Annotated in this window: 21 protein-coding genes; 13 read left to right on the forward strand and 8 right to left on the reverse strand. The window is 73.4% G+C overall.

Annotation, left to right across the window (positions count from 1 at the left end; translation table 11 throughout):
* Positions 1 to 7: 7 nt before the first annotated feature.
* The 3 genes from murC to ACTWP8_RS02500 form a co-directional block, all read right to left on the reverse strand.
* Entirely contained in the window at positions 8 to 1411 is a 1404-nt protein-coding gene (murC, locus tag ACTWP8_RS02490) for a UDP-N-acetylmuramate--L-alanine ligase (RefSeq protein WP_443320492.1), read from the reverse strand.
* A 138-nt stretch (positions 1412 to 1549) separates the two neighbouring features.
* Positions 1550 to 2017 carry an indole-3-glycerol phosphate synthase gene (locus tag ACTWP8_RS02495; RefSeq protein WP_443314563.1) on the reverse strand — a complete coding sequence of 156 codons (468 nt, stop codon included), beginning with the start codon at positions 2015 to 2017 and terminating at the stop codon, positions 1550 to 1552.
* Between the two features lie 62 nt (positions 2018 to 2079).
* On the reverse strand, positions 2080 to 2874 hold the full coding sequence (locus tag ACTWP8_RS02500) for a pyrimidine reductase family protein (RefSeq protein ID WP_443320493.1): 795 nt from the start codon (positions 2872 to 2874) through the stop codon (positions 2080 to 2082).
* 511 nt (positions 2875 to 3385) lie between these two features.
* On the opposite strand from ACTWP8_RS02500, the gene zapE reads away from it, so the two are divergent.
* The 3 genes from zapE to ACTWP8_RS02515 all read left to right on the forward strand — a co-directional run bounded on the left by zapE (position 3386) and on the right by ACTWP8_RS02515 (position 7049).
* Positions 3386 to 4477 (forward strand): cell division protein ZapE, encoded by a 1092-nt coding sequence (gene zapE / locus ACTWP8_RS02505; protein WP_443320704.1) that lies wholly within the window; start codon positions 3386 to 3388, stop codon positions 4475 to 4477.
* Positions 4478 to 4588: 111 nt separating this feature from the next.
* Positions 4589 to 5959 (forward strand): alkaline phosphatase PhoX, encoded by a 1371-nt coding sequence (locus ACTWP8_RS02510; protein ID WP_443320494.1) that lies wholly within the window; start codon positions 4589 to 4591, stop codon positions 5957 to 5959.
* A gap of 121 nt (positions 5960 to 6080) precedes the next feature.
* On the forward strand, positions 6081 to 7049 hold the full coding sequence (locus ACTWP8_RS02515; RefSeq protein WP_443320495.1) for a polysaccharide deacetylase family protein: 969 nt from the start codon (positions 6081 to 6083) through the stop codon (positions 7047 to 7049).
* Between the two features lie 48 nt (positions 7050 to 7097).
* Here the strand turns inward: ACTWP8_RS02515 and ACTWP8_RS02520 are convergent, their stop codons facing one another.
* Together ACTWP8_RS02520 and ACTWP8_RS02525 are read right to left on the reverse strand one after the other, a co-directional pair.
* Positions 7098 to 7352 (reverse strand): hypothetical protein, encoded by a 255-nt coding sequence (locus tag ACTWP8_RS02520; protein ID WP_443320496.1) that lies wholly within the window; start codon positions 7350 to 7352, stop codon positions 7098 to 7100.
* 62 nt (positions 7353 to 7414) lie between these two features.
* Entirely contained in the window at positions 7415 to 8260 is an 846-nt protein-coding gene (locus ACTWP8_RS02525; RefSeq protein WP_443320497.1) for an AraC family transcriptional regulator, read from the reverse strand.
* A gap of 134 nt (positions 8261 to 8394) precedes the next feature.
* Here ACTWP8_RS02525 and ACTWP8_RS02530 point away from each other — a divergent pair, with 134 nt between their 5' ends.
* Together ACTWP8_RS02530 and ACTWP8_RS02535 are read left to right on the forward strand one after the other, a co-directional pair.
* Positions 8395 to 8973 (forward strand): TIGR03086 family metal-binding protein, encoded by a 579-nt coding sequence (locus ACTWP8_RS02530; protein WP_443320498.1) that lies wholly within the window; start codon positions 8395 to 8397, stop codon positions 8971 to 8973.
* A gap of 70 nt (positions 8974 to 9043) precedes the next feature.
* Positions 9044 to 10738 (forward strand): acetolactate synthase large subunit, encoded by a 1695-nt coding sequence (locus ACTWP8_RS02535; protein ID WP_443320499.1) that lies wholly within the window; start codon positions 9044 to 9046, stop codon positions 10736 to 10738.
* A gap of 106 nt (positions 10739 to 10844) precedes the next feature.
* On the opposite strand, the gene ACTWP8_RS02540 is transcribed toward ACTWP8_RS02535, so the two are convergent.
* Positions 10845 to 11522 carry an AIM24 family protein gene (locus tag ACTWP8_RS02540; RefSeq protein WP_443314555.1) on the reverse strand — a complete coding sequence of 226 codons (678 nt, stop codon included), beginning with the start codon at positions 11520 to 11522 and terminating at the stop codon, positions 10845 to 10847.
* 217 nt (positions 11523 to 11739) lie between these two features.
* On the opposite strand from ACTWP8_RS02540, the gene ACTWP8_RS02545 reads away from it, so the two are divergent.
* The 6 genes from ACTWP8_RS02545 (at position 11740) to ACTWP8_RS02570 (ending at position 19251) form a co-directional block, all read left to right on the forward strand.
* A complete protein-coding gene (locus tag ACTWP8_RS02545) occupies positions 11740 to 12474 on the forward strand; it encodes a peptidyl-tRNA hydrolase (RefSeq protein ID WP_443320500.1) in 735 nt (244 codons plus the stop codon).
* Between the two features lie 230 nt (positions 12475 to 12704).
* The gene (locus ACTWP8_RS02550) at positions 12705 to 13553 is read left to right on the forward strand and encodes a DUF4142 domain-containing protein (RefSeq protein WP_443320501.1); all 849 of its coding nucleotides are present in this window, start codon (positions 12705 to 12707) and stop codon (positions 13551 to 13553) included.
* A 168-nt stretch (positions 13554 to 13721) separates the two neighbouring features.
* Positions 13722 to 15515 carry a multinuclear nonheme iron-dependent oxidase gene (locus tag ACTWP8_RS02555; RefSeq protein WP_443320502.1) on the forward strand — a complete coding sequence of 598 codons (1794 nt, stop codon included), beginning with the start codon at positions 13722 to 13724 and terminating at the stop codon, positions 15513 to 15515.
* A 125-nt stretch (positions 15516 to 15640) separates the two neighbouring features.
* A complete protein-coding gene (locus ACTWP8_RS02560) occupies positions 15641 to 16489 on the forward strand; it encodes a DUF4142 domain-containing protein (protein ID WP_443320503.1) in 849 nt (282 codons plus the stop codon).
* 103 nt (positions 16490 to 16592) lie between these two features.
* Entirely contained in the window at positions 16593 to 17453 is an 861-nt protein-coding gene (locus ACTWP8_RS02565) for a TIGR04222 domain-containing membrane protein (protein WP_443320504.1), read from the forward strand.
* A 103-nt stretch (positions 17454 to 17556) separates the two neighbouring features.
* A complete protein-coding gene (locus ACTWP8_RS02570) occupies positions 17557 to 19251 on the forward strand; it encodes an alpha/beta hydrolase (RefSeq protein ID WP_443320505.1) in 1695 nt (564 codons plus the stop codon).
* A gap of 73 nt (positions 19252 to 19324) precedes the next feature.
* On the opposite strand, the gene hemQ is transcribed toward ACTWP8_RS02570, so the two are convergent.
* Both hemQ and hemG read right to left on the reverse strand, forming a co-directional pair.
* A complete protein-coding gene (gene hemQ, locus ACTWP8_RS02575; protein ID WP_443320506.1) occupies positions 19325 to 20041 on the reverse strand; it encodes a hydrogen peroxide-dependent heme synthase in 717 nt (238 codons plus the stop codon).
* Positions 20042 to 20045: 4 nt separating this feature from the next.
* On the reverse strand, positions 20046 to 21686 hold the full coding sequence (gene hemG, locus ACTWP8_RS02580) for a protoporphyrinogen oxidase (protein WP_443320507.1): 1641 nt from the start codon (positions 21684 to 21686) through the stop codon (positions 20046 to 20048).
* A gap of 126 nt (positions 21687 to 21812) precedes the next feature.
* Between hemG and ACTWP8_RS02585 the strand changes: the two genes are divergently transcribed.
* On the forward strand, positions 21813 to 22958 hold the full coding sequence (locus ACTWP8_RS02585) for a DUF4349 domain-containing protein (protein ID WP_443320508.1): 1146 nt from the start codon (positions 21813 to 21815) through the stop codon (positions 22956 to 22958).
* An 86-nt stretch (positions 22959 to 23044) separates the two neighbouring features.
* Entirely contained in the window at positions 23045 to 24442 is a 1398-nt protein-coding gene (locus ACTWP8_RS02590; protein ID WP_443320509.1) for an FAD-dependent oxidoreductase, read from the forward strand.
* Positions 24443 to 24503: the final 61 nt, after the last annotated feature.

Below are 24503 nucleotides of genomic sequence, written 5' to 3' on the forward strand. Positions count from 1 at the left end.
TCTCTCCTCAGTTCTCCAGGCGGGCGAGGATCCTGGGACCGAGGTCGGTCACATCGCCCGCGCCCATCGTGAGAACGAGATCACCGGGCTTCGTCATTCCTGCGATCACGTCCGGTACGGCGGCCATGTCGTGCTCGGCCCGTACGTCCGTGCCGCCGGCCGCCGCCGCGTCGATGATCAGGGCGCTGGTGACGCCGGGGAGCGGGTCCTCGCGGGCCGGGTAGATGTCGAGGACCACGGAGGCGTCGGCGAGGGTCAGCGCCTCGCCCATCTCCTTGCCGAGCTCCTGCGTACGCGAGAAGAGGTGCGGCTGGAAGACGACGAGGATGCGGGAGTCCGCGGCGGCCGCGGCGCCGCGCAGCGCCTCCAGGTCGGCGGTCATCTCGGTGGGGTGGTGGGCGTAGGAGTCGATGACCTGGACGCCCCTGGCCTCGCCCTTGAGCTGGAGGCGGCGGCCGACTCCGGTGTACGCGGTGAGGGCCCGGGCGAGGTCGGCGGGCGCGATCCCGAGGCGGGCGCCGGCGGCCAGCGCGGCCACCGCGTTGTGCGCGTAGTGGCGGCCGGGGACGGAGACGGTGAAGGTGATCTCCTCGCCGCTGCCGTCGAAGGCGACGATGACCTCGCTGGTCATGCCCTTCGGGGTGATCTTCAGGATCCGGACGTCGGCGCCCTCGTCCTCGCCCACGCGCACGACGTTCAGGCCCTCGCGGCCGGAGACGCGCGCGGCGAGCTCCCGGGCGCCGGGGTGTTCGCCGGCGACGAGGTGGCCGCCGGGGCGGATCTTGGCGACGAAGGCCTCGAAGGACTCGTAGATCTCGTCCAGCGAGGCGTAGTTGGCGTGGTGGTCGAGCTCGACGTTGAGGACGATGGCGACCTCGGGGTCGTACTTCTGGAAGCTGCGGTCGCTCTCGTCGGCCTCGGCGACGAAGATCTGGCCGGTGCCGTGGCGGGCGTTGGTGCCGGGTCCTGCGAGGTCGCCGCCGATCGCGTACGAGGGGTCGAGGCCCAGCTCGGCCAGCGCTACGGCCAGCATCGAGGTGGTCGTGGTCTTGCCGTGCGTTCCGGCGACGGCGATCGGGCGCGTGTCCCGCATCAGCGAGGCGAGCGCGTCGGAGCGGTGCACGACGGGAATGCCGAGTTCGGCGGCGCGGGCCAGCTCGGGGTTGTCGGTGCGGATCGCGGACGAGACGACGACGCTGGTCGCGTCGTCGGCGAGGTGCTCGGCGGCGTGGCCGATGTGCACGGTCGCGCCGAGCGCCCGCAGGGACTCGGCGGTGGCGGACTCCTTCGCGTCGCTGCCCGCGACCTTGGCACCGCGCTGGGCGAGGATCTTCGCGATGCCCGACATTCCGGCGCCGCCGATGCCGATGAAGTGCGGTCGGTCCATGGCGGAGGGGATGCCGGGTGCCATGCGTGCGTCTCCCAGGTCGGTGCGGCCGTACGAGCGGTGGGCGGCGGTGCGCCGGCCGGGCTCACGCTCGTCAGGCGCGGTCGTAGGTCGCGGTCGTCAGGTGCGGTCGTCGTCGTGCTCGCTGTGCGAGGGGACAGCCTATTCGGTGTGGGCGTACAGCTTGAGCACGGGGACGCCGACCTTGTGGCGGGCGCGGGAGGTCCAGTCGCGGTGGAAGAACTCCTCGACCAGGTGCGGCCGGGTCAGGACGATCACCTCGTCGGCCTTGGTCTGCTCCACGATGGAGCGCAGCAGCTCCAGCGGCTGCTTCTCGACGACCTGGCCGATGGCTTCGCTGCCCGCCTCGCGCAGCGCCTCGAGGGAGTGGTTGAGCGCCCGCTCGGCGGGCTGGAGCGCCGCCTGCCCCTCGGGCTCCCTGCCCTCGCGGACGGCTTCGTCGAGCTCGCCGAGCGCCACGTCGTCCAGGGCCCGCAGCAGGCGGTCCTGGTCCCCGTGCGGCTGCATGAGCACGACGAAGGAGGTCGGCTCGTCACCGTGCAGGCTGGTGACGAGTTCCACATCGGTGGGAACCAGCGGCTTCTCGATCATGAGTACGGTCGTGAACACGGCAGGACCCTCCGTCCTCGCGGGCCACACGCTCTACGGAAACCATCATTCCGCACCGAATGTCAGATCCGACGGTAACGAGTGAAGAGAAACCCGGCCTCCTCCAGGACGGACGTCAGGGTGAATCGTTCGGGATCGGCAATCGCATGCCCGTCCATGATCCGCGGCGCGGCGCCGACGGTGACCAGGGGCGCGAGCGTCAGGCACAGCTCGTCGAGGTCTCCGCTGGCCGCGAACTGGCCGAGAAGGCGAGGACCGCCCTCGGTGAGTAGCCGGGTGTGGCCGCGGTCGGCGAGCGCCTGGACGGCCCGGTCGGGATCGATGCCCTCGCCGTCCCCGGCGATGATCACGTCGGCGCCGGCGGCCCGGGCGGCGTCGGCGCGGTGGGTGTGGTGGGCGGCGCCGGTGAGCACGATGGTGGGGACGACCGGCTCGGAGAAGAGCGGGCAGGCGAAGTCGAGGTCGAGGCTGGCGGTGACCACGGCGATCGCGGGCGCGGGCGCCTGCCCGAGCGCCTTGCGCCGCTCGGCGAACGCCTTCCGCGCGCGAGCGGGCCGGTACCCCTCGTGCCGTACGGTCTCGGCGCCGACCACGACCGCGTCGGCGAGGCCGCGCAGCACGCCGAAGATCCGCATGTCGGCGTCGGAGGACAGCGGCTGCGACCGGCCGCCGTGGTGGGCGGCGCCGTCCAGCGACGACACCATGTTGCCGCGCAGCCAGGCGCGCCCGGAGGCGCCGGGCTCCTCGGGATACGCGTAGGCCTCGGCGAGCTCGTCGAGATTCCACTCCCGCCACTCGCGATCGGCGAGCAGCTCGGGGGTGGCGGCGCTGCGGTCGGGGGGGAACAGGCGTCGCATATGGGCAGTCTGACACGGTGCCCTCGCCGGGCGGGCCATGCGGAATCCCGGTGCCAGGCGGTCGCCCCGGCCAGGGGGACGGGGCGAGTCTCCGGACACGCCCCGGCCACGCCCGCCGGGCCCCGCGCCTCCGGCTCGGACTTACCACCCACCCGCCCTACTAAAGGCGGGTGGGTGGGAAACCCCGGCGCGAAGCGCCGGGCAGGCGCGCTGCGGGTTGGTGGGAATCCCGCGCGGAACGCGGGGGCCCGCCAGGGGCGGTCGCCGGAGGGGTCCGGGCCTGTGGGGTCGGGGTCACAGCTGCGGCCTTCCCCCACCCACCCGCAGCGGACCTGCCCAGGTCCGCCCTTCGGGCCCCGGGGCGGCCCGGCGCTTCCCGCCGGGGTTTTTCCACCCACGGAACGCGGGGGCCCGCCAGGGGCGGGGCGCCGGAGGAGTCCGGGCCTGTGGGGTCGGGGTCACAGCTGCGGCCTTCCCGGAGGGATTAGGCTGGGGGGCTGTGTCGTCATCCGTGCATGCATCCGAGCCGGGCTCGAAAGCCGCCGCTTCCCCCGACGGGAGTCCCCTCGCGCTGTGCGGGCGCGAGCCCCACGTCCCCGCCGAGCGGCTCGTCGCCGAGATGGTGCCGCCGCCGCGGTTCGACGCCGTCCGCTTCGAGACGTACGTACCGGACTCCGCGCAGCCCAGCCAGGCCGAGGCCGTCCGCGTGCTCAGCGGCTTCGCCGACGGCATCAGCGGAGCCACGGCCGCCGGCGGCGGCAAGCGCCGCTGGTTCGGCAGGAAGCCCGCCGCCCCGTCCGGCCCCCGCGGCGTCTACCTCGACGGCGGGTACGGCGTCGGCAAGACGCACCTCCTCGCCTCCCTCTGGCACGCCACCCCCGCCACCCCCGACCGCAAAGCCTTCGGCACCTTCGTCGAGCTGACGAACCTCGTCGGCGCCCTCGGCTTCCAGCAGACCGTGCAGACCCTCAGCGGCCACCGCCTCCTCTGCATCGACGAGTTCGAGCTCGACGACCCCGGCGACACCGTGCTCGTCTCCACCCTCCTCGGCAAGCTCGTCGACGCGGGCGTCGCGCTCGCCGCGACCTCCAACACCCTGCCCGGCAAGCTCGGCGAGGGCCGCTTCGCCGCCGCCGACTTCCTGCGCGAGATCCAGGGCCTGGCCGCGCGCTTCCGGCCGCTGCGGATCGACGGCGAGGACTACCGCCACCGCGGGCTGCCCGAGGCCCCGCCGCCGTATTCCGACGAGGAGGTCACCCGCGTCGCCTACCGCACCGCGGGCGCCTCGCTCGACGACTTCCCGTCCCTCCTCGGCCACCTCTCCCGCGTGCACCCGAGCCGCTACGGCGCGCTCTGCGACGGCGTCGAGGCCGTCTGCCTGACGGACGTGCAGGCCGTGCCCGACCAGTCGACCGCGCTGCGGCTCGTGGTCCTGGCCGACCGGCTGTACGACCGGGAGGTGCCGGTGGTGGCCTCCGGCGTGCCGTTCGACCGGCTCTTCGGGGAGGAGATGCTGAAGGGCGGCTACCGGAAGAAGTACTTCCGGGCGATCTCGCGGCTCACCGCGCTGGCGCGCGACGCGAAGCCGCTCATCGAGGCGTAGTCGGGGGCATGACCGAGAGGCTCGCGGCGCGGGCGCGGAAGGTTCCCGCCACGCGCACCGCGTGATACACACGGCCGGGTCTTATCTCTGTCCGCCAACAGGGAGTTGCCCATGTCTGCGACACGACGTCAGGTCCTGGCCCGTACCGGTGCTCTGGGAGCGGGGATCGCCTTCGCCGGGAGCATCTCGGAGATCTTCGCCGGTACGGCGGCCACCGCGCACGACTGGGGAGGCAGCGGCGGCTACGGCCCGCTCGTCCCCGACCCCGAAGGACTCCTCGACCTCCCCGAGGGCTTCCGCTATACCGTCCTGTCCCGCGAGGGCGACGAACTCCGCTCCGGCCAGGGCAAGGTGCCCAGCAACCACGACGGCATGGCGGCCTTCCCGGGCCGGGAGGGCCGCACCCACCTGGTGCGCAACCACGAGAACCGGGTCGACGCGAAGATCCGCGTACCGGCGGTCGACGGCCTGACGTACGACCCCGAGGGCAAGGGCGGCTGTACGGCCCTGGAGCTCGGCAGAGGCAATCGCGTCCTCGGCGAGCGGGTCGCCATCGCCGGCACGGCCGTCAACTGCGCGGGCGGCCGGACCCCTTGGCACACCTGGCTGAGCTGCGAGGAGACCGAGGACAAGGCCGGGACCAACGGCTACACCAAGGACCACGGCTTCATCTTCGAGGTCGACCCGTACGACCCGCGCCACACCGAGCCCGTCCCGCTCACCGCCATGGGCCGCTTCCAGCACGAGGCGATCGCCGTCGACCCGGGCAGGGGGATCGTCTACGAGACCGAGGACGCGTTCGAGAAACCCTTCGGGCTCTTCTACCGCTTCCTGCCCGAGAAGCCGCTGGGCGGGCGGGGTTCGCTGCGCGCGGGCGGCCGGCTCGAGGCGATGCGGGTGCCGGGCGTGCCCGATCTGTCCGTGGTGCAGGAGCCGGGCACGACCTTCGACGGCATCGAGTGGGTGCCCGTACCGGACCCGGCAGCCAAAGAAACCCCGGTCCGGTTCCAGGACTTCGGCCCGAAGGGCATCACGCACGCCCAGAAGCTGGAGGGGTGCTACTGGGGCGGCCGCTGCGTCTACTTCGTCTCGAGCTTCGCGAAGAGCGCACAGGGGTCGGCGGCCGACCACTTCGGGCAGGTCTGGCGGTACGACCCGGAGCGGCGGCGGCTCACCCTGGTCGTCGTCTTCGGCCCGGACACGGATGTGCAGATGCCGGGCGAGTCGCCGGACAACATCACGCTCGCGCCGGGCGGTGGGCTGATGGTCTGCGAGGACGGGGAAGGGGCGCAGCACGTCTACGGGCTCACGCGGCGCGGGCAGGTCTACGCGATGGCGCGCGGGCGCCAGAACATCGGGACGCCGGAGGAGCCGGAGTGGGGGGAGTTCGCGGGGGTCACGTTTTCGCCCGACGGCCGATCGATGTACGTCAACTGCTATACGCCGGGGACGACGTTCGCGGTCACGGGCCCCTGGCGCTGAACGGCCCCGGGACCCGGCACCCGGTTCCGCATCCGCCCTTGGGGGCGGGTTGGACGGGAAGGGAGACCCGATCGGGGGTTGATGATGTGCCGGGGGCGTGGCGGGATCTTACGCTCCGTACATGATCCAGAACCTCGCGCACCGGCCCGTACTCCGCGCGCGGCGCAGTACCGCCCCCGTAGCGCCCCTCCTGACACCGCTGCTCGCCCTCGCTCTCGCCGCCTGCGGCGGCTCGGAGGGCGGCGGCGGGCGGGGCGAGCCGGCGTCACCGAGCGTGCGGGAGACGGCCGTTCACGGCCGCGGGCCGGACAGGGCCGGACCCGCGGCCGGCGCCCCGGCCGCACCCACGCTCCCGGCGAAGGACGGCCGCACGCCCGTCTTCTCGCACGGCGCGCGCGACGGCGGCAAGCTCGTGGCGCTCACCTTCGCCGCCGACATGGCCCCCGAGCACGGGACGCGCGCCGCGGGCGGCGAGCGCTTCGACAACCCTCGGCTCGTCGCCTCGCTGCGGCGGATGCGCGTACCGGCCACGATCTTCATGACGGGCCGGTGGGCGGACGAGTACCCGGACCAGGCGCGGTCGCTGGGCCGCGACCCGCTCTTCGAGGTCGGCAACCACTCGTACAGCCACGGCTCCTTCTCGGACTCGACCTCCTGCCGGGGGCTGCGGCCCGTATCGCCCGACGCGATGCGCGCCGAGGTCGACCGGGCCTTCGCCGCGATCCGGCGGGCCGGGGTCCCGGACCCGGTGCCGTACTTCCGTTTCCCCGGCGGCTGCTTCGACGACCGGGCGCTACGCGCCGTCGCCCCGGCCGGGGTGACGGCCGTACAGGGGGACGTGGTGAGCGGCGACGCCTCCGCGGACACGGCCGACGAGGTGGCGGAGCGGGTGCTTGCGCGGGTGAAGCCGGGCTCGGTGGTCGTCATGCACGCCACGCTCAGCCGGGCGCCTGCGACCGACGCGGCGGTGCGGCGGATCGTTCCGGAGCTGCGAGCCCGTGGCTACCGCTTCGTCAGGGTCTCGGAACTGGTCGGCACGGGCCGGGAACAGGACCGGGACCAGGGCGAGGACCGCGGCCAGGGTCATTAGCTCGGGATCAGGAGTAGGGGGCAGGGGGCAGGGGCCAGGGGCCGGCAATCAGCCGGAGCAGGCCGTGCGCTGAGCCTCCTGCCACTCGCACACCGGGCACAGCGTCGCGCCGGGGTGCGCCGTCCCGTACTCCGTCGGTTCACCGCACAGCACACAGTCGGCGTACGGAGGCCCGCTCACGGGCCCTTCGAGGCCCGCCTTCGCCGCCACCGGCGCCGTGACGCCGGCCCGGTCGTCGGCGTAGCAGCCGTCCGCTTGGTTCGCCCGGTCCGCCCGGTCCGCCCGGTCCTCGCGTTCGTCCATCCGCCCCGCTCCCTCCGGTCCCATGCTCCCAGTGTGCCCGGCGGCACCGTACGGCCCGCCGCTCAGCGCACGTACGCGGTCGGCGGAACCCCGATCGTGGCCGTGAAGTCGCGGACGAGGTGGGCCTGGTCGCTGTAGCCGAGGTCGGCGGCGAGACCGGCCCAGTCGACGTCCGTGGCCGTGGCGGCGCGCTCGAGGGCCTCGTGGATGCGGTAGCGCAGGATGACCCACTTGGGGCTGACCCCGACGTACGCCGCGAACAGCCGCTGGAGGCCCCGTACGGACAGCCCTTCCGCCTCCGCAATGTCGGCGACGTCGGCGACGCGCCGGAGCGTGCGGTCCGTACGGATGCGGTGCGCGATGGCCATGGCGAGATCGGCCTGTGGGTCCGCCTCCGGGCGCAGGCCGAGGAGGAAGGCGTCGAGGGCTGCGACGCGGGCGTCCTCGCCCTCGGGGCCGAGGACCCGTGCGGCCGGATCTCCGGAGCCGCCGCCCTCGGGAACCCCGCCCTCGGGAACCCCGCCCTCGAAGACGTCGGCGAGCGGCAGCCGCCGGCCGGTCCACTGCGATACGGGCCGGCCGGGCGCGAACGGCCTGAAGCCCCCGGGCCGGAACTGCACACCGCATACGCGGCCCCGGCCCTCGAGCTTCGTCGTGAAGAGCTCCAGGCCGATGCCCGCGACCTCGCCGAAGCCGGGCCGGTCCCCGTAGCGCTGGAAGACGATGTTGACCGAGGGGTGCGGCACCACGTGCGAGGCGTACGGCTCGGACAGATCCCAGTCGATGAGCCAGTAGTGCTCGAGATACGGCCGGAGCGGCTCGGCGGGCTCGCGGCGCCGGAAGTGCACGCGCGCGAACAGGTCCGGGGCGTCGAGGATGCCCCGGGTGTCGCGCCGTGGACCCGCCATGCCGGCGATCCTATGCCGCCCTGCGGCGCCGCTGAACCGTCCTGCACCGCCCCCCGCCTGTTGACCCCGGGCCCGCTTTCCGTGTGTCGCGTTTCTTCAAGCCGCCGCCCCGGGGCGCTCGTACCGTCGCACCCATGACGACCGAGATCAGCGAACTGCTCGACGCGGCGGCCCGGCGGGCGGTGCCCGTGGTGCGCGGTGTGGCCGAGGACCGGTTCGGGGAGCCGACGCCGTGTGCCGAGTACGCCGTGCGCGACCTGCTCAACCACCTGTTCCACGTAGTGATCAACTTCCAGGCGCTCGCCGCCAAGAAGGACGCCGACTTCACCACGACGCCCGACTACCTCGACGGCGACTGGCGCACCCGCTTCACGGACGAGGCCGCCCGGCTCGTCGGAGCCTGGGCCGCGCCGGGCGCCGACGAGGGCGTGACGGGGACCATGAACCTCCCGGCGCGGACGGTTGGCAGCATGGTGCTGCTCGACCTGACCGTGCACGCGTGGGACCTGGCGCGCGCGACGGGCCAGGAGTTCACGCCGGACGAGGGCAGCGTGCGGGCGCTCGGCGCGCTGGTGGACGAGATGGGCCCGACGGCGCGCCGGATGAAGGTGTTCGGCGACCCCATCGACGTACCGGAAGGGGCGTCCGCGTTCGGGGCGCTGCTGGCCGCGACGGGGCGGGACCCCCATTGGAGCCCCACCGTCCGGGCCTGATGGCCTGGGCTCACTCGACCGGCGCCCGGCGCCTGGTTGGGCCCCCGACCCCCTGCTTACGCTCGCCCCCATGAACCCTCAGAAGGCCCCTGCCGGGCAGGGCGGCACGTCTCCCGCGACCGAGGACGTGGCGCACCTGCTGGTGCGCTGCCTTGAGGCCGAGGGCGTGGAGTACGTCTTCGGGATCCCCGGCGAGGAGAACATTCGCTTCGTCGACGCGCTGAACGGCTCGGGCATCCGGTACGTCCTGGTCCGCCACGAGCAGGGCGCCTCGTTCATGGCCGAGATGTACGGGCGGCTGACGGGCCGGGCCGGGGTGTGCTCGGCCACGCTGGGGCCCGGCGCCATCAATCTGCTGCTGGGCACGGCCGACGCGATGACCAACAGCACCCCGGTGGTGGCCCTTGCGGCACAGGGCTCCCTGAACCGGCTCCACAAGGAGTCCCACCAGGTCATCGACCTGGTGTCGATGTTCGCGCCGGTCACTCAGTGGTCGGCTCGGGTCCACAGCCCCGATGCGGTACCGGAGATGGTGCGCAAGGCGTTCAAGACCGCGCAGAGCGAGCGCCCCGGGGCTGTCTTCCTCGCGGTCCCCGAGGACGTCGAAGGAGCCCGCACGACGGAGCCGCTCGCCCCTCTGCAGGTCGACACGGTGCATGCCGACGCCCCGTCTCCCTCGCAGATCGAGCGCGCCGCGGAGGTACTCGCGACGGCCCGCCGCCCGGTCGTCCTGGCCGGCCATGGCGCCGCCAGGTCCGGCGCCTCCGCGGCCCTGGTGCGTTTCGCCGAGCAGCTGAATGTGCCGGTGGCGACCACCTTCCACGGCAAAGGCGTGTTCCCGGACGACCACCCGAACGCGCTGGGCGCGGTCGGCTTCATGCGCCACGACTACACCAACTTCGGCTTCGACGCGGCCGATGTGCTGGTCTGCGTCGGGTACGAGCTGCAGGAGTTCGACCCCGTAAAGATCAATCCGGATGGCGAGAAGCGCATGGTGCACCTGCACCGGTTCGCCGCCGAGGTGGACCGCCACTACCCGGTGACGGTCGGCGTCGAGGGCGATGTGTCGCAGGCCCTCGAGGCTCTCGCGGCCGCGGTGCCGCAGAGGTTCGCCTACGAGGGAGCAGGTGAGCGCATCCGGACGCTGCTCACCGAGGAGCTGGAATACGGGCGGCGCAGCGAGGCGTGCCCGCTGGTGCCGCAGCGCGTGGTCGCCGATGTGCGCGCCGCGCTGGACCGCCACGACGTCGTGCTCGCCGACACCGGCGCCGGGAAGATGTGGATGGCGCGGCTCTACCCGGCATACGAGCCGGACACTTGTCTGCTCTCCAACGGGCTGTCCACCATGGGGTTCGCGCTGCCCGGCGCGATCGCGGCCAAACTCGCCCGCCCGGGGCGGCGGGTGCTGGCGATGATGGGAGACGGCTCGTTCCTGATGAACTCCCAGGAGCTGGAGACGGCCGTACGCGAACGCATCCCCCTGGTCGTCCTCGTGCTGGTCGACGAGGAGTACGGGCTCATCACATGGAAGATGGAGCTCGAGCTCGGCCGTCACAGCCACACCCGCTTCACCAACCCGGACCTGGTCGCCTACGCGGAGAGCTTCGGCGCGCGCGGCCACCGGATCACGTCGGCCGACGAGCTGCTGCCCGTGCTGCGAGGCGCTCTGGACGACGGAGGGGTGTCTGTGATCGTCTGCCCCGTCGACTACTCCGAGAACCTGCGGCTGACCGACCGGCTCGGCGAGCTCCACGGTCCCTTCTGACCAGGTGCTTCGCTCCTGGACCCCCGGGGTCCGGAGCCGGGGTCCGGGTCCGGGTTCGGAGGCCGGAGTCCGGAGTCTGGAGTCCGGAGTCCCGGGCGGACAGGCCCTAACCTGCCGAGGCCTTCTCCGGCGTCGCCTCGCTGGGCCTGACGATCACGAAGCCCTCGCCTTCCAGCTTGAGCTGAACCGCCTCGCCCGAGCCCCCGCGCAGCATCGAGCCGAAGCTCTGCGAGCGGTTCAGGGAGCTGTGCAACTGCGTGCTCCACCCCACGACCGCGTCGGTGTCGACGAAGACGGGCGCGTGCGCGGAGACCGGTATGACTATGGGTTCGCCCTCGCAGACGATGCCGAGCCTGCCGTGGCCGGTGAACACGCTGTTGAAGATGCCGCCGCCGACCATCCCTGCGCCCTTCACCACCTTGATCTCGTAGCCGAGGGTCGCGTCGAAGCACAGGACGTTGCGCCCGTTGACGGTCAGGCTGTCGCCGGGGACGAGGTCGACGATGAAGCAGTTGGCGGCCTCGTGGGCGAACCACGCCTCGCCCTGGCCGCGGACGGCCATGAGCGCCAGGCCCTCGCCGGTGACCGCGCGCTTGAGGAACTTCCCCACGCCCTGGCCCTGCTTCTCGAAGCGCAGATCGCCGCGGAAGGCGACCATCGCGCCCTGCCGGGCGTAGCACTCACCGTTGACGGCGTACTTGATGGACTTGGAGTTCTGCAGCGTCATGCCGGGCTCGGTGGCGGGCACGACCATGTTGGCGGAGGCGAAGAGATCGCTGTGCATGCGGCGCATCGTCCCCCGGAATCTCCCGGTCCGCCAAGGGCGTCGCGGGCGCGGGCGGATACGGGCGGGCGATCCGGCCGCCGCCGAGCCGCATCTCAGGTGCCGCAAAGCGGCCTCCAGGGCGCCGGTCGGCCGCCCTCAGCCGCCCTTCCGGTGCTGCTCAGCCGCCTCTCAGGCGCCGAACGGCCGCTCGGACGCGGCTGGCAGACTGGGGCAGGTGACCAGCCCCGAGACCTCCCACTCCGACGCCGAGCGGGACGCCGCGCCGCAGTTCGTCCTGCCGCTCGTGATCCGTATCGAGAAGGCCGCGCCCCCGGCCCGTACGGACTCCCTGGAGACCGCCGCGCGCGCCGTGCTCGTGCTGCTGTCGGACGAGCGGGCCGCGGCCGAGGGCGGCGAGTGGTACGAGGCCGTACGGGACTGGCAGGACGCCCGCATCCGCAAGGTGGTGCGGCGGGCGCGGGGTGCGGAGTGGCGACGGGCGGAGGCGCTGCCGGGCGTCACGGTCACCGGCGAGCGCGCGGAGCTACGGGTCTTCCCGCCCGTGCCCCTCGACGGCTGGCCGAAGGACCTGGCGCGGCTCCAGGTCTCGGGTACGGAGCTGGAGGACCCCGAGCCGCCCGCCGCGCCCGACCCCGCACGTCCTGTGCTGTGGCTCAGCCCCGAGGTCGGCATGTCGGCGGGCAAGGCCATGGCCCAGGCGGGGCACGGAGCGCAGCTCGCCTGGTGGGAACTCCCGGAGGCCGAGCGGGAGAAGTGGCGGGCGTCGGGCTTCGCGCTGGCGGTGCGGACGCCGGATGCCGCGCGCTGGGCGGAGCTCACGGAGAGCGGACTGCCGGTCGTACGGGACGCGGGCTTCACCGAGATCGCGCCCGGCTCGTGCACGGTCGTCGCCGATCACCCGGCGCTGCGGGAACCGGGCGGGCCCGGCACGACCGGCACCTCTCGCTGACCGACGGGACGAGAGGTCGCGACGCGAGGACTCGACGCGAGGACACGACGAGATCGGAATGAACACGGGAAGCCCCGGCTCCGTATTCAACGTCGCTACCAGGCCCGGGGCTGATCAAGCTGCTTGACCGACCGCTCAGTTCGCGCTTGGCTGACGCAACTCGACCTCCCCCTGGTCTCACGTACCGGGGGAAACGCGTGTGCCGCGACGTCAGGAGAATGCGAGACACCTTGCGACACATCAACGGAACGAAGCTCATCATCGCGGCCCTCGCCGCGACGCTCGGCGCGCTGATCTACCCCGTCTGGTCGTACGCCGACCGCTCGGGGACCGGCCAGGCGAACCTCGCGACGGGGACGGTCTCCACTCAGTGGGGCCCGCTGTCCGCCCAGGACCGGGATTTCCTCGTCAAGGTGCGGCTGGCCGGGCTGTGGGAGATGCCCGCCGGGCAGCAGGCGATCCAACGCGCCCCCACCAAAGCGATACGGGACTGCGGTGACCACCTGATCGTCGGGCACACGGACCTCGACCAGCGCGTGCGCTTCGCTGCGGGGAAGCTCGGGGTGGAGCTGCCGAACCAGCCGAACGAGCAGCAGCTGGGCTGGCTCAAGGAGCTCACGGACGCTGACGGGATCGTGTACCAGAGGAAGTTCGCGCAACTCCTGCGCTCGGCGCACGGCAAGTTCTTCGGCCAGATCGGGGCAGTCCGCAACTCCACCCGCAACACCCTCGTCCGGCAGCTGGCCGACGCCGCCAACATGACGGTCCTCGATCACATCACGATGCTGGAGAAAACCGGGATGGTGGACTTCGACTCCATCGCGAACGATGCGGCGGAGGCCCCGCCGGCCAGCCCGACCGGCCCGCCGCCGCCCACGTCGACCGTGATCCCCGCCCCGATTCCCGTGGTACCGGGCGATGGAGTGACCACGACCTCGAAGCCTTCGCCCAAGCCGACAGGAGAGACGACGGCGGATTCCACGACGGCGCCGCAGCTCGGGTCGCAGTCGGGCAGCGGAACCGGTGACGGCTCCGGCTATGGGTCCGGCGACGGCTCCGGTTCGGGATACGGGCACTGACGTGCGTAGCCGCTGAGGCAGGTCAGGCCTCGTCGCCGAACCTCAACCCTCGAACCTCACACCTCGAACCTCAAATCAAGCTCTGAACCAGCGGCTTCGAGGATTCGGCCCCGTGCGGCGGGGCCATCACTCCGGCACCTGTCGAACACGCGAGGGAGGAGGCGGGCCATGGAGCGCTTGGGTACGGGCATCGGATGGCGGCCCGAGATCGCCGACACAGTGGCGGAGCTGCCCGGTCTCGACTGGGTCGAGGTGGTCGCAGAGAACATCTGCCCCGGGCACCTCCCCGCACCGCTCCTGCGGCTGCGGGAGCGCGGCACGACCGTCATCCCGCACGGCGTCTCGCTGGGCCTCGGCGGCGCCGAGCGCCCCGACCCGGAGCGGCTGGCCGCCCTCGCCGAGCACGCCGAGGCACTCGGTGCGCCGCTGGTCACCGAGCACATCGCCTTCGTACGGGCCGGTGGGCCGCTGACCGCTTCGCCTCGGCTGGAGGCCGGGCACCTGCTGCCGGTGCCGCGCACGCGCGACGCGCTGGACGTGCTGTGCGAGAACGTCCGTATCGCGCAGGACGCGCTGCCGGTGCCGCTGGCGCTCGAGAACATCGCGGCGCTGATCGCCTGGCCGGGAGAGGAGATGTCCGAGGGGCAGTTCCTCGCGGAGCTGGTCGAACGCACCGGCGTCCGCTTGCTGATCGACGTGGCGAACCTCCATACGAACCACGTCAACCGCGGCGAGGACCCGGCGAAGGCCCTGGAAGAACTGCCGGTCGAGGCCATCGCGTACGTGCACGTGGCGGGCGGCATCGAGAAGGACGGCGTCTGGCACGACAGCCACGCGCACCCGGTGACCCAGCCGGTCCTGGACGTCCTCGCGGAACTCCGCGCCCGCACGGACCCGCCGGGCGTCCTCCTCGAACGCGACGAGGACTTCCCGGCAGCGGAGGAACTGGCGGCCGAACTGGCCGCGATACGGGCGGTGATGGAGGCGACACCGAAGTCCCGGCCCGGCGGCCGGGCAGTCACGACCCAGCCCACGAGCGGGGCCGCGACGGGCATCACGGAGAGCCGCCCGCCGGGCACGGTGGCTCCGCAAGGCGCCTCGTCGGCGGACGCTTCCGGCGCCACTCCCCCGACGACAGCCACGAGCGGGGACCTCCGGCCAACCCGCGCAACCGAGCCTGCGGCCATCCACACGGACGCGGCACGGCCCGCAGGCGGAACCACGACGGGCAACGCGGGAAACCCCCCGCTGCCGTCGGCGGCGGACCGGGGCACTCCACAACACACCTCGTCCGCAGGCGTGTCCAGCGCCACTCCCCCGACGACAGCCACGAGGGGGGACCTCCGGCCGGCCTCCGTGCCCGAGCCCGCCGATGACCACACGGACGCGAGCGGGGTCATGGCCGACGGCGGAGAGAGCCCGTCGCGTACCGCGGCGCAGAGCGCCGGCCTCGGTGCGCTGCGCGCTGCCGAGGCCGGGCGGGAGCGGGTCGGGCTGGCGCAGGCTTCGCTGTTGTCCGCGCTCGTGGCCGGGACGCCCGCTCCCGAGGGCTTCGACCGGCAGCGGCTGCGCGTGCAGAGCCGGGCGCTGGCCGCCAAGCGGGCCGATGTCGTCGCCAAGGTCGCCCCCGAACTGCCGGAGATCCTCGGCCCCGCCTACCGGCCCGCGTTCCTCGGCTACGCGCACACGCGCCCGATGACCGATGGCTACCGCCGTGACGCCCTCGACTTCGCCGAGCACCTGCTGGCCACGGCCACCGGCCGCCCGGACTCGCCGAGCCCCGCGAGCCCGACCGGCCACGCGAGCCCGGCCGGTAGCCGGAGTCCGGTCGCAGACCCGGCCGTGCGGCGGCGGCTCCACGCCTGGTGGCTGGAGCGCTCGGGTCCCGCGCCGCTGCCCGCCAACCGCTTCGCGCGGCTGCTGCGCAGCGCGCTCCGCGGGCGGGGGCGCCGGGCCGCGTAGCGCCCGGCCGCGGCCCGGCCCGGCGCTCAGCCGCGCCCCGCCCCACCCCGGAAGCGAGTCATCGCGAACCGATACCCAGATCATGCCTGGCGCATTACCGTGCGGTGCCGCAGGAGGCACCCATCATGCGATCCATCACCGGCACCGGCCTGGTCCTCGTGGCGCTCACCGCGACGCTCACCGCGCTCGTCTTCCCCATGTGGACGTACCGCGACAGATCCGGCACGGGCCTCGCCAACCTCGAAGCCGGGACCGTCGCCACCGCGTGGGGCCCGCTGTCCGCCGCCGACCGGGACTTCATCGTCCGGGTACGGCTGGCCGGGCTGTGGGAGCTGCCCGCCGGGCAGCAGGCGATCGAGCGTGCGCCGACCCAGGCGGTCGCGGACGCGGGCGAACACCTCGTGGAAGGCCACACCTTCCTCGACGCGCGGGTCCGCGAGGTCGCGGCCCGGCTCGGCATGGAGCTGCCCAACGAGCCGAACGAACAACAGAAGCGCTGGCTGGGCGAGTTCACGGCCGCACACGGCATGGACTACGCGAGCACGTTCGCGAACATCCTGCGCATGGCCCACGGCAAGGTGTTCGGCGTCATCGGCCAGATCCGGCACACCACACGCAACAGCCTCGTCCGCGACCTGGCCGACGACGCCAATACGACCGTTCTCGACCACATGACCATGCTCGAACGCACGGGTCTGGTCGACTTCGACGCCATCGCGAGCGAGGAGGCGGGCAGCGCCACGGCGTCCCCGACCGGCCCGCCGCCCCCGCCCACATCGCCGAACGCCCCGCCGAACGCCCCGCCGGCCGAGCCCGCCGCCCCGTCCTCCAGCTTTCCGCTGCCGCCGCCCGCGACACTCCCGGAGAAGCCGGAACTACCGGAGAGTTCAGAGAAGTACGGGAAACCGGACAACTCGAAGAAGTCCGGGAAGGACGCACAGGACAGTGCGGCGGACAGCCACATGAAGAAATGACACGGCCCATACGGCCTTCCGCCCTCACCCCCGGCCCGGCTCCGGCGTCCGCATCGTGGAAGGTGTCTGGCGCGCCGTACCCCACCCTCAGTAGAACTCCCGCATGTGGGTCCTCTTCCTCCTCGTCGCCTGGGTCGCGGCCGTCGCCTCGGCCGCGCGCCTGTGCCACGCGGCCGCAACCGCCGGGCGTACGCACGGCCCCGCGTCCACGGCCGCCGGTGGCGACGGCGACAGGGAGGGCAGGCGCCCGGCCCCACCGCCCCGTATCTCGATCTACGAGGCCGCGTTCCTGGCCGGTGGACCGCGCCGGGTCGCCGATCTGACGCTGCTCTCGATGTCGCGCCAGCGCCGCCTGCTGCTGGCCCACACCGGCTGGGCCACGGTCGTCGACCCGGAGGGCAGGGACGACCTGGAGCGTTCGGTGATCACGGCGATCGGCCCGGGCGGCCAGTCCCGCATACCGGCGATCCGCGCGGCGCTCACGGCCGCCGACGCCGTACGGACGCTGGCGGACCGGCTGGTGGCCGCCGGTCTCGCCGTACCGCCCGCGGCCGTCACGAACATCGCCACCGCCGTCCGGCAGGCCCAGTACGCGGGGCTGCTGGTGCTGCTGACCGGGGCCGCGGCGCTGTTCGTCCTGCCGCCTGAGGAGAGCTCGGGCCCGGTCGCCGCCTGGTTCGCGCTGCCGCTCGTGCTCGTCACCGGCTGCCTGGCGATAGCGCATGTCGAGATCCACCCCGGCAGCCTGTGGGCGTCACCGGCCGGACAGCGCATGCTCGGCCGGATCGCCGCCACCCCCGCGGCCCGTACCGGCGACGGTGCCCGCGACGGCGCCGGTGACGCTACCGCCGGTCTGACGGCCTTCGCCGTACGCGGCCCCGCCGCCCTCGACGACCCCGCGCTGCGCGCCGCCCTCAGCGGCGACAACAGCAGCGGCAGCGGCCACCCGTGCCAATGGGAGTGACCCGCACGGGGGCTCGAGCCCCGACACCGGACAACGGTCCTTTACATCCCCAACTCCCCCACGAATCATCCTTTCCAGCATTTTTCATATGAAGGGATGACGCGTGAGAGCTGTAGCGCTGTACGGCGCCCTCGGGTCGCTGGTCCTCACCGCACTCGCCACCACACCCGCCGGCAGCGCCACTCCCCCGCGCACACCGGATGCCCGCGCCGCGTCCGGACCGGCGACAGAACAGGTGGCAGGACCGGCGGCCGCCCGCCCGGTCGCCGTCCCCGCGGACGGCACCCCCGAAGCCCGCGGCACCGCCGCCGCTGCCGCCCGCGCCGCGAAGGCCGGTATCCACTTCGGCCGCTGCCCCAAGACCGAGGACCTGCCGAAGCCCGTGGAGTGCGGCAGAGTCTCCGTACCGCTGGACTACGCCCGGCCCGACGGCCGCACCATCTCGCTCACCGTCAGCCGTGTCCGCGCCTCCGGCACCCGCCAGGCCCGCCAGGGAGCGCTGATCTTCAACCCGGGCGGGCCCGGCGCCTCCGGCATGCAGTTCCCGCTCTACTCGAAGCTCGACGAGTGGCGGCCGCTCGCCAGGGCGTACGACTTCGTCGGCTACGCGCCGCGCGGCGTCGGCCGCTCCGCACCGCTGTCCTGCCAGGACCCGGCCCAGTTCGCCAAGGCCCCGGCCAACTCCCCCATCCACCCGGACGAGGAGTACAAGGCCCTCCGCAAGGACCGGGCCCGGGACTACGCCCGCGGCTGCTCGCTGCGCGCGGGTTCCGGCGTGCGGCACTACACCTCGCTCAACAACGCCCGCGACCTCGACGTCATCCGCGCCGCCCTCGGCGAGCAGAAGCTCAACTTCGTCGGTGCCTCATACGGCACGTACTTCGGCGCGCTCTATGCCACCCTCTTCCCCGGTCACGTCCGCCGCATGGTCTTCGACAGCGCGGTCAACCCCGACCCCCGGCAGATCTGGTACCGGAACAACCTCGACCAGTCGCAGGCCTTCGAGAACCGCTGGGCGGACTGGCGCCGCTGGGTCGCCGAGCACGACTCCGTGTACCACCTGGGCCGTACGCAGCAGGATGTGCTGCGCTCCTACGAGAAGGCGCGGGTCAGGATCGAGCGCAAGCCGGCCGGCGGCAGGGTCGGCTCGGCGCAGCTCCAGGCCGCGTTCCTGCAAGTCGGCTACTACGACGCGTACTGGGCGCGGCGGGCGTACGCGCTGTCGGAGTACCTGCGCGGCAACGCCAAGCCGCTGACCGAGCAGGCGGCGCCGCAGGAGGGGGCCGCGGAGGCGGAGGAGAACGGCAACGCCGTCTACACGGCGGTCGAGTGCAACGACGCCCCGTGGCCGACCGACTGGCGCACCTGGGACTCGGACAACACCGCGCTCGCCCGCGTCGCCCCCTTCGAGACCTGGGACAACGCCTGGATGAACCTTCCGTGCGCCTACTGGACCCAGCCCCGGCAGAAGCCGCTGGACGTACGGACGGCCGCCCGCGCCCTGCCTCCCGTGCTGATCCTCGCGGCCGAGCGGGACGCGGCGACGCCGTACAAGGGCGCGCTGGAACTGCAGCGCCGACTGGCCGGGGCGTCGCTGGTGACCGAGCGGCGGGCGGGCACGCACGGCGTCGCTGGCGGCGAGAACGCGTGCGTCAACCGCCACTTCGAGACGTATCTGCTGCGCGGCGAGACGCCGGGACGGCATGCGGCGTGCGGGCCGCGCCCCGAGCCCAGGCCGGAGAAGGCGGCGAAGCCGGAGCGCCGGGACAAGCGCGCTGTGCCCAAGCCCGTTATCTGAGGCAGGCCGTCGGGCCCCCATGTGTCCTGTCTCCCCGCGGTGCGGGGAGACAGGACACCAGCGTTGAGGGTGCTCAGGCCAGTCCCGCCACCAGCTCCGCGACCGGCTTGCGGCGCCCGGTGTAGAAGGGCACCTCCTCACGGACGTGCAGCCGCGCCTCGGAAGCCCGCAGGTGGCGCATGAGGTCGACGATCCGGTGCAGCTCGTCGGCCTCGAAGGCCAGCAGCCACTCGTAGTCGCCGAGCGCGAAGGACGCGACGGTGTTGGCGCGGACGTCGGGGAAGCCGCGGGCCATCTTGCCGTGCTCGGCGAGCATCCGGCGCCGGTCCTCGTCGGGCAGCAGATACCAGTCGTAGGACCGCACGAAGGGGTACACGCACACGTACTCGCGGGCGACCTCGTCGGCGAGGAAGGCCGGGATGTGCGCCTTGTTGAACTCGGCGGGGCGGTGCAGCGCCATGTTCGACCACACGGGCTCCAGTGCGCGGCCGAGCCTGGTGCGGCGGAAGAGGTTGTACGCCTCCTGGAGCGCGTCCGAGGACCCCGAGTGCCACCAGATCATGACGTCGGCGTCGGCCCGCAGCCCCGACACGTCGTACGTGCCGCGCACGGTGACGTCCTTCGCCGCGAGCTGCTCGAACAGCTCCTCCACCTCGGCCGCGTACCCCGTGCGGTCCTCGGGCAGCACGTCGCGGAGCTTGAACACCGACCAGAGGGTGTAGCGGATCACCTCGTTGAGGTCCTTGGCCTTCTTGCCGGCGTTCGGGATCTTTTCAGGGGCAGCAGTCATGCCCTCATTCTCGCTCGCCGCGGACGGTGGACTCCGGCAGGGTGGCCAGCAGCTCGTCGGCCGCGGTGCGCGCGCTCGCGATGCAGGCCGGGATGCCCAGCCCCTCGTACAGCGCGCCGCACACGCGCAGGCCCGGCAGCTTGGCCACCTGCTCGCGGATACGGGCGACCCGGCCGAGGTGGCCGACCGGGTACTGCGGCAGCCCGCCGTCCCAGCGGGTGACCGTGGCCGCGACGGGCCGGGCGGAAAGTCCCGTGGCGTCGCCCAGGTCGCCGAGCGAGACCTGGACGAGGTCCGCGTCGTCGCGCCGCAGATCGGCCTCGTCGCCGAACCGCCCGACCGAGGCGCGCAGCACGAAGAGATCCGGATCGGCGTCCGCGAGCCAGCCCCATTTGGCGCTGGAGAAGGTGGACGCCTTGATCGTGCGGCCGTCGACGGGCGGGACGAGAAAGCCGCTGCCATCCGGCATGGCGGACAGGTCCGCCCGCCGGAAAGCGAGGGTGACCAGGGCCATGGAGGCGTACTCGACGGCGGCCAGCTCGGCCGAGGCGGCCGGGGACTCGGCGGCGAGCAGCCGCGCCGCCGCGGGCGCGGGCACGGCGAGCACCACACCGTCGGCCTCGAGGGTGCGCACCGCCCCGGAGCGCTCCCGGACGACGACCTCCCAGGAAGCCCGTCCCGGGCTGCCCTCGTGCGCCTGCGTCCGGGCCGCCGCTGGGCTCGTGCCGGTGCCGCCGCCCGTCGCCCGGTCCGGGTCCCCTGGCGTCAGGCCCGCGCCGCCCTCGCCGCGCCTGAGCGCGAGCCGCTCCACGGACGCGCCGGTGACCACGTTCGCGCCTGCTGCGCGGCAGGCGTCGGCGACCGCGAGCGGCAGGCGGCCCACGCCGCCGTCGATGCCCATGAAGACCGGGCCGCCGCCCTGCGTCGCGGGCTCCGCCACGGCCCGGCCCGACGCTGTCCGGTCCGCCGCCGTCACGCCGGCCGCGGCCCGTGCCTGGATCTCCCGGACGCCCTCCAGCAGCGAGCGGTGGGTGCGCGCGGCCTCGAAGAGCTGGGGGACGGCGGCGCGCATCGAGATCCGGTAGGCGTCGCCCGCGTACACCCCGCCGAGCAGCGGCTCGACGAGGCGGTCGACGACCTCGCGGCCGAGGCGGTCCGCGATGTACGCGCCGACGGCGACGTCGTCTCCGACCTCCGTGCGCGGCAGCTCGCGGTCGCGCTCGATACGGGCCAGCCCCTCGTCCGAGATCACTCCGGACGCGGCGAGGGGCGCGAGATCGCCGGGCACACCCATCATGTGCCCCTTCGGCATGGGCCGCAGCCGCCCCCGCGTCCACAGCGAGGCGGAGATGGTGGCCGGCGGCTGGAGGCGGTCCTCGAGCCCCACCGCGCGCGCCAGTTCCACGGCCTCCGGCCGCCGCGCGAGCATCGTCTCCGCGCCGAAGTCGACCGGCACGCCCGCGATCTCGCCCGCGTGCAGCTTCCCGCCGAGCCGCCCCGACGCCTCCAGGACGGTCACGCGTACGCCGGACGCGCTCAGCCGGTGCGCGGCCGCGAGACCGGAGATCCCGCCGCCGACGACTACGACATGGCTGCCCGTCCGCCGGCCTGTCCCCCGGTCCGTACGCGTGTCCGCATCGCTCATGTCCCCACTGTCTCAGACCCGGAAAGAGTCCTGACCGTGACCTCATCGGGACCGGCGGCCCGCAACCCGCCTTCACGCCACTTCGTCCAACGGGCAACAACGTGAACGGCCCTTGGGGGGACCACGATGCACCGTCCGACGTACCATCCCGCGCCCAGCCCGGTGCGCGGTCCATCGACCGCGCGGCCGGCACGGCGCCGCCGGCCGCTGACCGTCCTCGCCTCCGTCCTGCTCGCCGCCTCGCTCGGCCTCGCCGGGTGCAGCGGCTCGTCCGGCGGCTCGGTGGCGGAGTCGGCCGCCGACGCGAAGGGAGGGGCACCTCGTGAGGGGGCCGCGGCCCCGGGCCAGGCGGAGGGAGGCCCGGCCGTAGGCGACCAGCGGCAGCAGCCGGGCGGTACGACGGACGGGAAGGCCGCCCCCAGCAGGGCACCGAAGCTCGGCCCGTCCCACATCATCCGGACCGCGACCCTGACCGTCCGGGTCAAGGACGTCTCCGGCGCCGTCGGCGACGCACGCACCACGGCGGAGAACGCGGGCGGCTACGTCGGCGACGAGACCACGGACCGGGAGGCCCGGGGGCACGAGCGGTCCCGCATCGTCCTGCGCGTGCCGCAGGACGAGTTCGAGGGCGTCCTCGACGACCTCGCCGGGTCCGGCAGGCTCATCGAGCGCAAGGTCGACGCCCAGGACGTGACCGATCAGGTGGTGGACGTCGAAAGCCGCGTCAAGTCGCAGGAGGCCAGCGTCGCCCGGGTGCGCGAGCTGATGGACCGGGCCACCAGGCTGTCGGACATCGTCAGCCTGGAAGGGGAGCTGAGTACCCGTCAGGCGGAGCTGGAGGCGCTCAAGGCGCAGCAGCAGTCGCTCAAGGAGCGGACCGGCATGGCCACGATCACGCTGGTTCTGACGGAGACCGCGCCGAAGCCCGCGCTGAAGCCCGGGGACGACGAGCCCGGCTTCCTGGACGCGCTGTCCGGCGGCTGGGACGCCTTTGTGACGACGGTGCGGTGGATCGCGGTCGCGGTGGGTGCGGTGCTGCCGTTCGCCGCCGCGCTCGCCCTGCTGTTCGTGATCTGGCGCGTGGTGCGGGGCCGGCTGCCGCGGCGCGCGCCCGATACGCCCGCGCTCGCTACGCCGCCCGGTACGCCCTCGCCCAGCACACCCGGCCCGCGCGGCGTCACGCCTCCGCCGCCGGTGACCGTCCCGCCTCCGATCACGTCCCCCGAGCAGCCGGAGGAGAGTCGGCCGGAGGAGAGTCGTAAGGAGGAGTGAGCGGCCGGCGCCCGTAGCGTGGGCCTGCCGGCGCGGGACGCCGGTGCGTGCTACGACGGCGGGCGACGGTGGCGGAAGGAAGCGCGATGGCGACGCGGGCGCAGCGGCTGGTGGTCATCGGCGGGGACGCGGCGGGCATGTCCGCCGCGTCCCGGGCGCGCAGGCTGAGAAAGCCGGACGAGCTGGAGATCGTCGCGTTCGAGCGCGGGCACTTCACCTCGTACTCGGCGTGCGGCATCCCGTACTGGGTCGGCGGCACCGTGACGGGGCCCGGCGGCCTCGTGGCCCGTACGCCCATCGAGCACCGCAGGCGCGGCATCGGCCTGCGGCTGCGCACCGAGGTCACCGAGATCGACCCCGGCCGGCAGCGGGTACGGGTCCACGACCTCGACGCACGGGACGGCGAGCGCTGGGAGGACTACGACCACCTGGTGCTGGCCACCGGGGCGCGCCCACTGCGCCCGGACATCCCCGGCATCGACGCGCCGGGGGTCTACGGGGTGCAGACCCTCGACGACGGGCAGGCGCTGATCGCCGGACTCCGCGACCGGGCTCAGGGGCTGCGGACGGTGGTCGTGGGCGCGGGCTACATCGGGGTGGAGATGGCCGAGGCGCTGGTCAACCGGGGCTGCCGGGTCACCGTTCTGGAGCGGGCAGAGCAGCCCATGTCCACCCTCGATCCGGACATGGGGCGGCTGGTCCACGAGGCCATGAGCGGCCTCGGCATCGAGACGGTGACGGGCGCGGAGGCCACCGAGATCCGCAGGGACGCGGACGGGCGGGTGGCGGCGGTGCTGACGGCGGACGCCGAGTACCCGGCCGACCTGGTCGTGCTGGGCCTCGGCGTGCGCCCCGAGACGTATCTCGCGCTGCGGGCCGGGCTGCCGCTCGGCGAGTCGGGCGGCCTGCTCACCGACCTGGCGATGCGGGTGCGGGGATACGACAACATCTGGGCGGGCGGCGACTGCGTCGAGGTGCTGGACCTGGTCTCGGGCCACACCCGGCACATCGCCCTCGGGACGCACGCCAACAAGCACGGCCAGATCATCGGCACCAATGTGGGCGGCGGTTACGCGACCTTCCCCGGAGTCGTGGGCACGGCCGTCAGCAAGGTCTGCGACCTGGAGATCGCGCGGACCGGGCTGCTGGAGGCACAGGCGGCGGCCGCCGGCCTGCAGTACGTGACGGTGACCATCGAGTCGACGAGCCGGGCCGGGTACTACCCGGAGGCGCGCCCGATGACGGTGAAGATGCTCGCGGAGCGCCGTACGGGGCGGCTGCTGGGCACGCAGATCGTCGGCCGCGAGGGCGCGGGCAAGCGCGTCGACATCGCGGCCGTGGCCCTGACGGCGGGGATGACGGTGGAGCAGATGACGACGCTGGACCTCGGCTACGCGCCGCCGTTCTCGCCGGTGTGGGACCCGGTGCTGGTTGCTGCGCGCAAGGCGACGGCGGCGGTCGCGCAGGATCTGCGCGGTCAGTAGGCCAAGGGGTGTGGGCATTCGGTGCGCCGGGCCTGCCACACCCGGGTGAACGGGTGCGGTC

The sequence above is a fragment of the Streptomyces sp. 7N604 genome (assembly GCF_052245475.1).
GTDB lineage: Bacteria > Actinomycetota > Actinomycetes > Streptomycetales > Streptomycetaceae > Streptomyces.

Coding starts and splice junctions, on each gene's coding strand:
- murC (WP_443320492.1), bottom strand. CDS start 1,411: ATGGCACCCGGCATCCCCTCCGCCATGGACCGACCGCACTTCATCGGC.
- ACTWP8_RS02500 (WP_443320493.1), bottom strand. CDS start 2,874: ATGCGACGCCTGTTCCCCCCCGACCGCAGCGCCGCCACCCCCGAGCTG.
- ACTWP8_RS02510 (WP_443320494.1), top strand. CDS start 4,589: ATGTCTGCGACACGACGTCAGGTCCTGGCCCGTACCGGTGCTCTGGGA.
- ACTWP8_RS02515 (WP_443320495.1), top strand. CDS start 6,081: ATGATCCAGAACCTCGCGCACCGGCCCGTACTCCGCGCGCGGCGCAGT.
- ACTWP8_RS02520 (WP_443320496.1), bottom strand. CDS start 7,352: ATGGACGAACGCGAGGACCGGGCGGACCGGGCGGACCGGGCGAACCAA.
- ACTWP8_RS02525 (WP_443320497.1), bottom strand. CDS start 8,260: ATGGCGGGTCCACGGCGCGACACCCGGGGCATCCTCGACGCCCCGGAC.
- ACTWP8_RS02530 (WP_443320498.1), top strand. CDS start 8,395: ATGACGACCGAGATCAGCGAACTGCTCGACGCGGCGGCCCGGCGGGCG.
- ACTWP8_RS02535 (WP_443320499.1), top strand. CDS start 9,044: ATGAACCCTCAGAAGGCCCCTGCCGGGCAGGGCGGCACGTCTCCCGCG.
- ACTWP8_RS02540 (WP_443314555.1), bottom strand. CDS start 11,522: ATGCACAGCGATCTCTTCGCCTCCGCCAACATGGTCGTGCCCGCCACC.
- ACTWP8_RS02555 (WP_443320502.1), top strand. CDS start 13,722: ATGGAGCGCTTGGGTACGGGCATCGGATGGCGGCCCGAGATCGCCGAC.
- ACTWP8_RS02560 (WP_443320503.1), top strand. CDS start 15,641: ATGCGATCCATCACCGGCACCGGCCTGGTCCTCGTGGCGCTCACCGCG.
- ACTWP8_RS02565 (WP_443320504.1), top strand. CDS start 16,593: ATGTGGGTCCTCTTCCTCCTCGTCGCCTGGGTCGCGGCCGTCGCCTCG.
- hemQ (WP_443320506.1), bottom strand. CDS start 20,041: ATGACTGCTGCCCCTGAAAAGATCCCGAACGCCGGCAAGAAGGCCAAG.
- hemG (WP_443320507.1), bottom strand. CDS start 21,686: ATGAGCGATGCGGACACGCGTACGGACCGGGGGACAGGCCGGCGGACG.
- ACTWP8_RS02585 (WP_443320508.1), top strand. CDS start 21,813: ATGCACCGTCCGACGTACCATCCCGCGCCCAGCCCGGTGCGCGGTCCA.
- ACTWP8_RS02590 (WP_443320509.1), top strand. CDS start 23,045: ATGGCGACGCGGGCGCAGCGGCTGGTGGTCATCGGCGGGGACGCGGCG.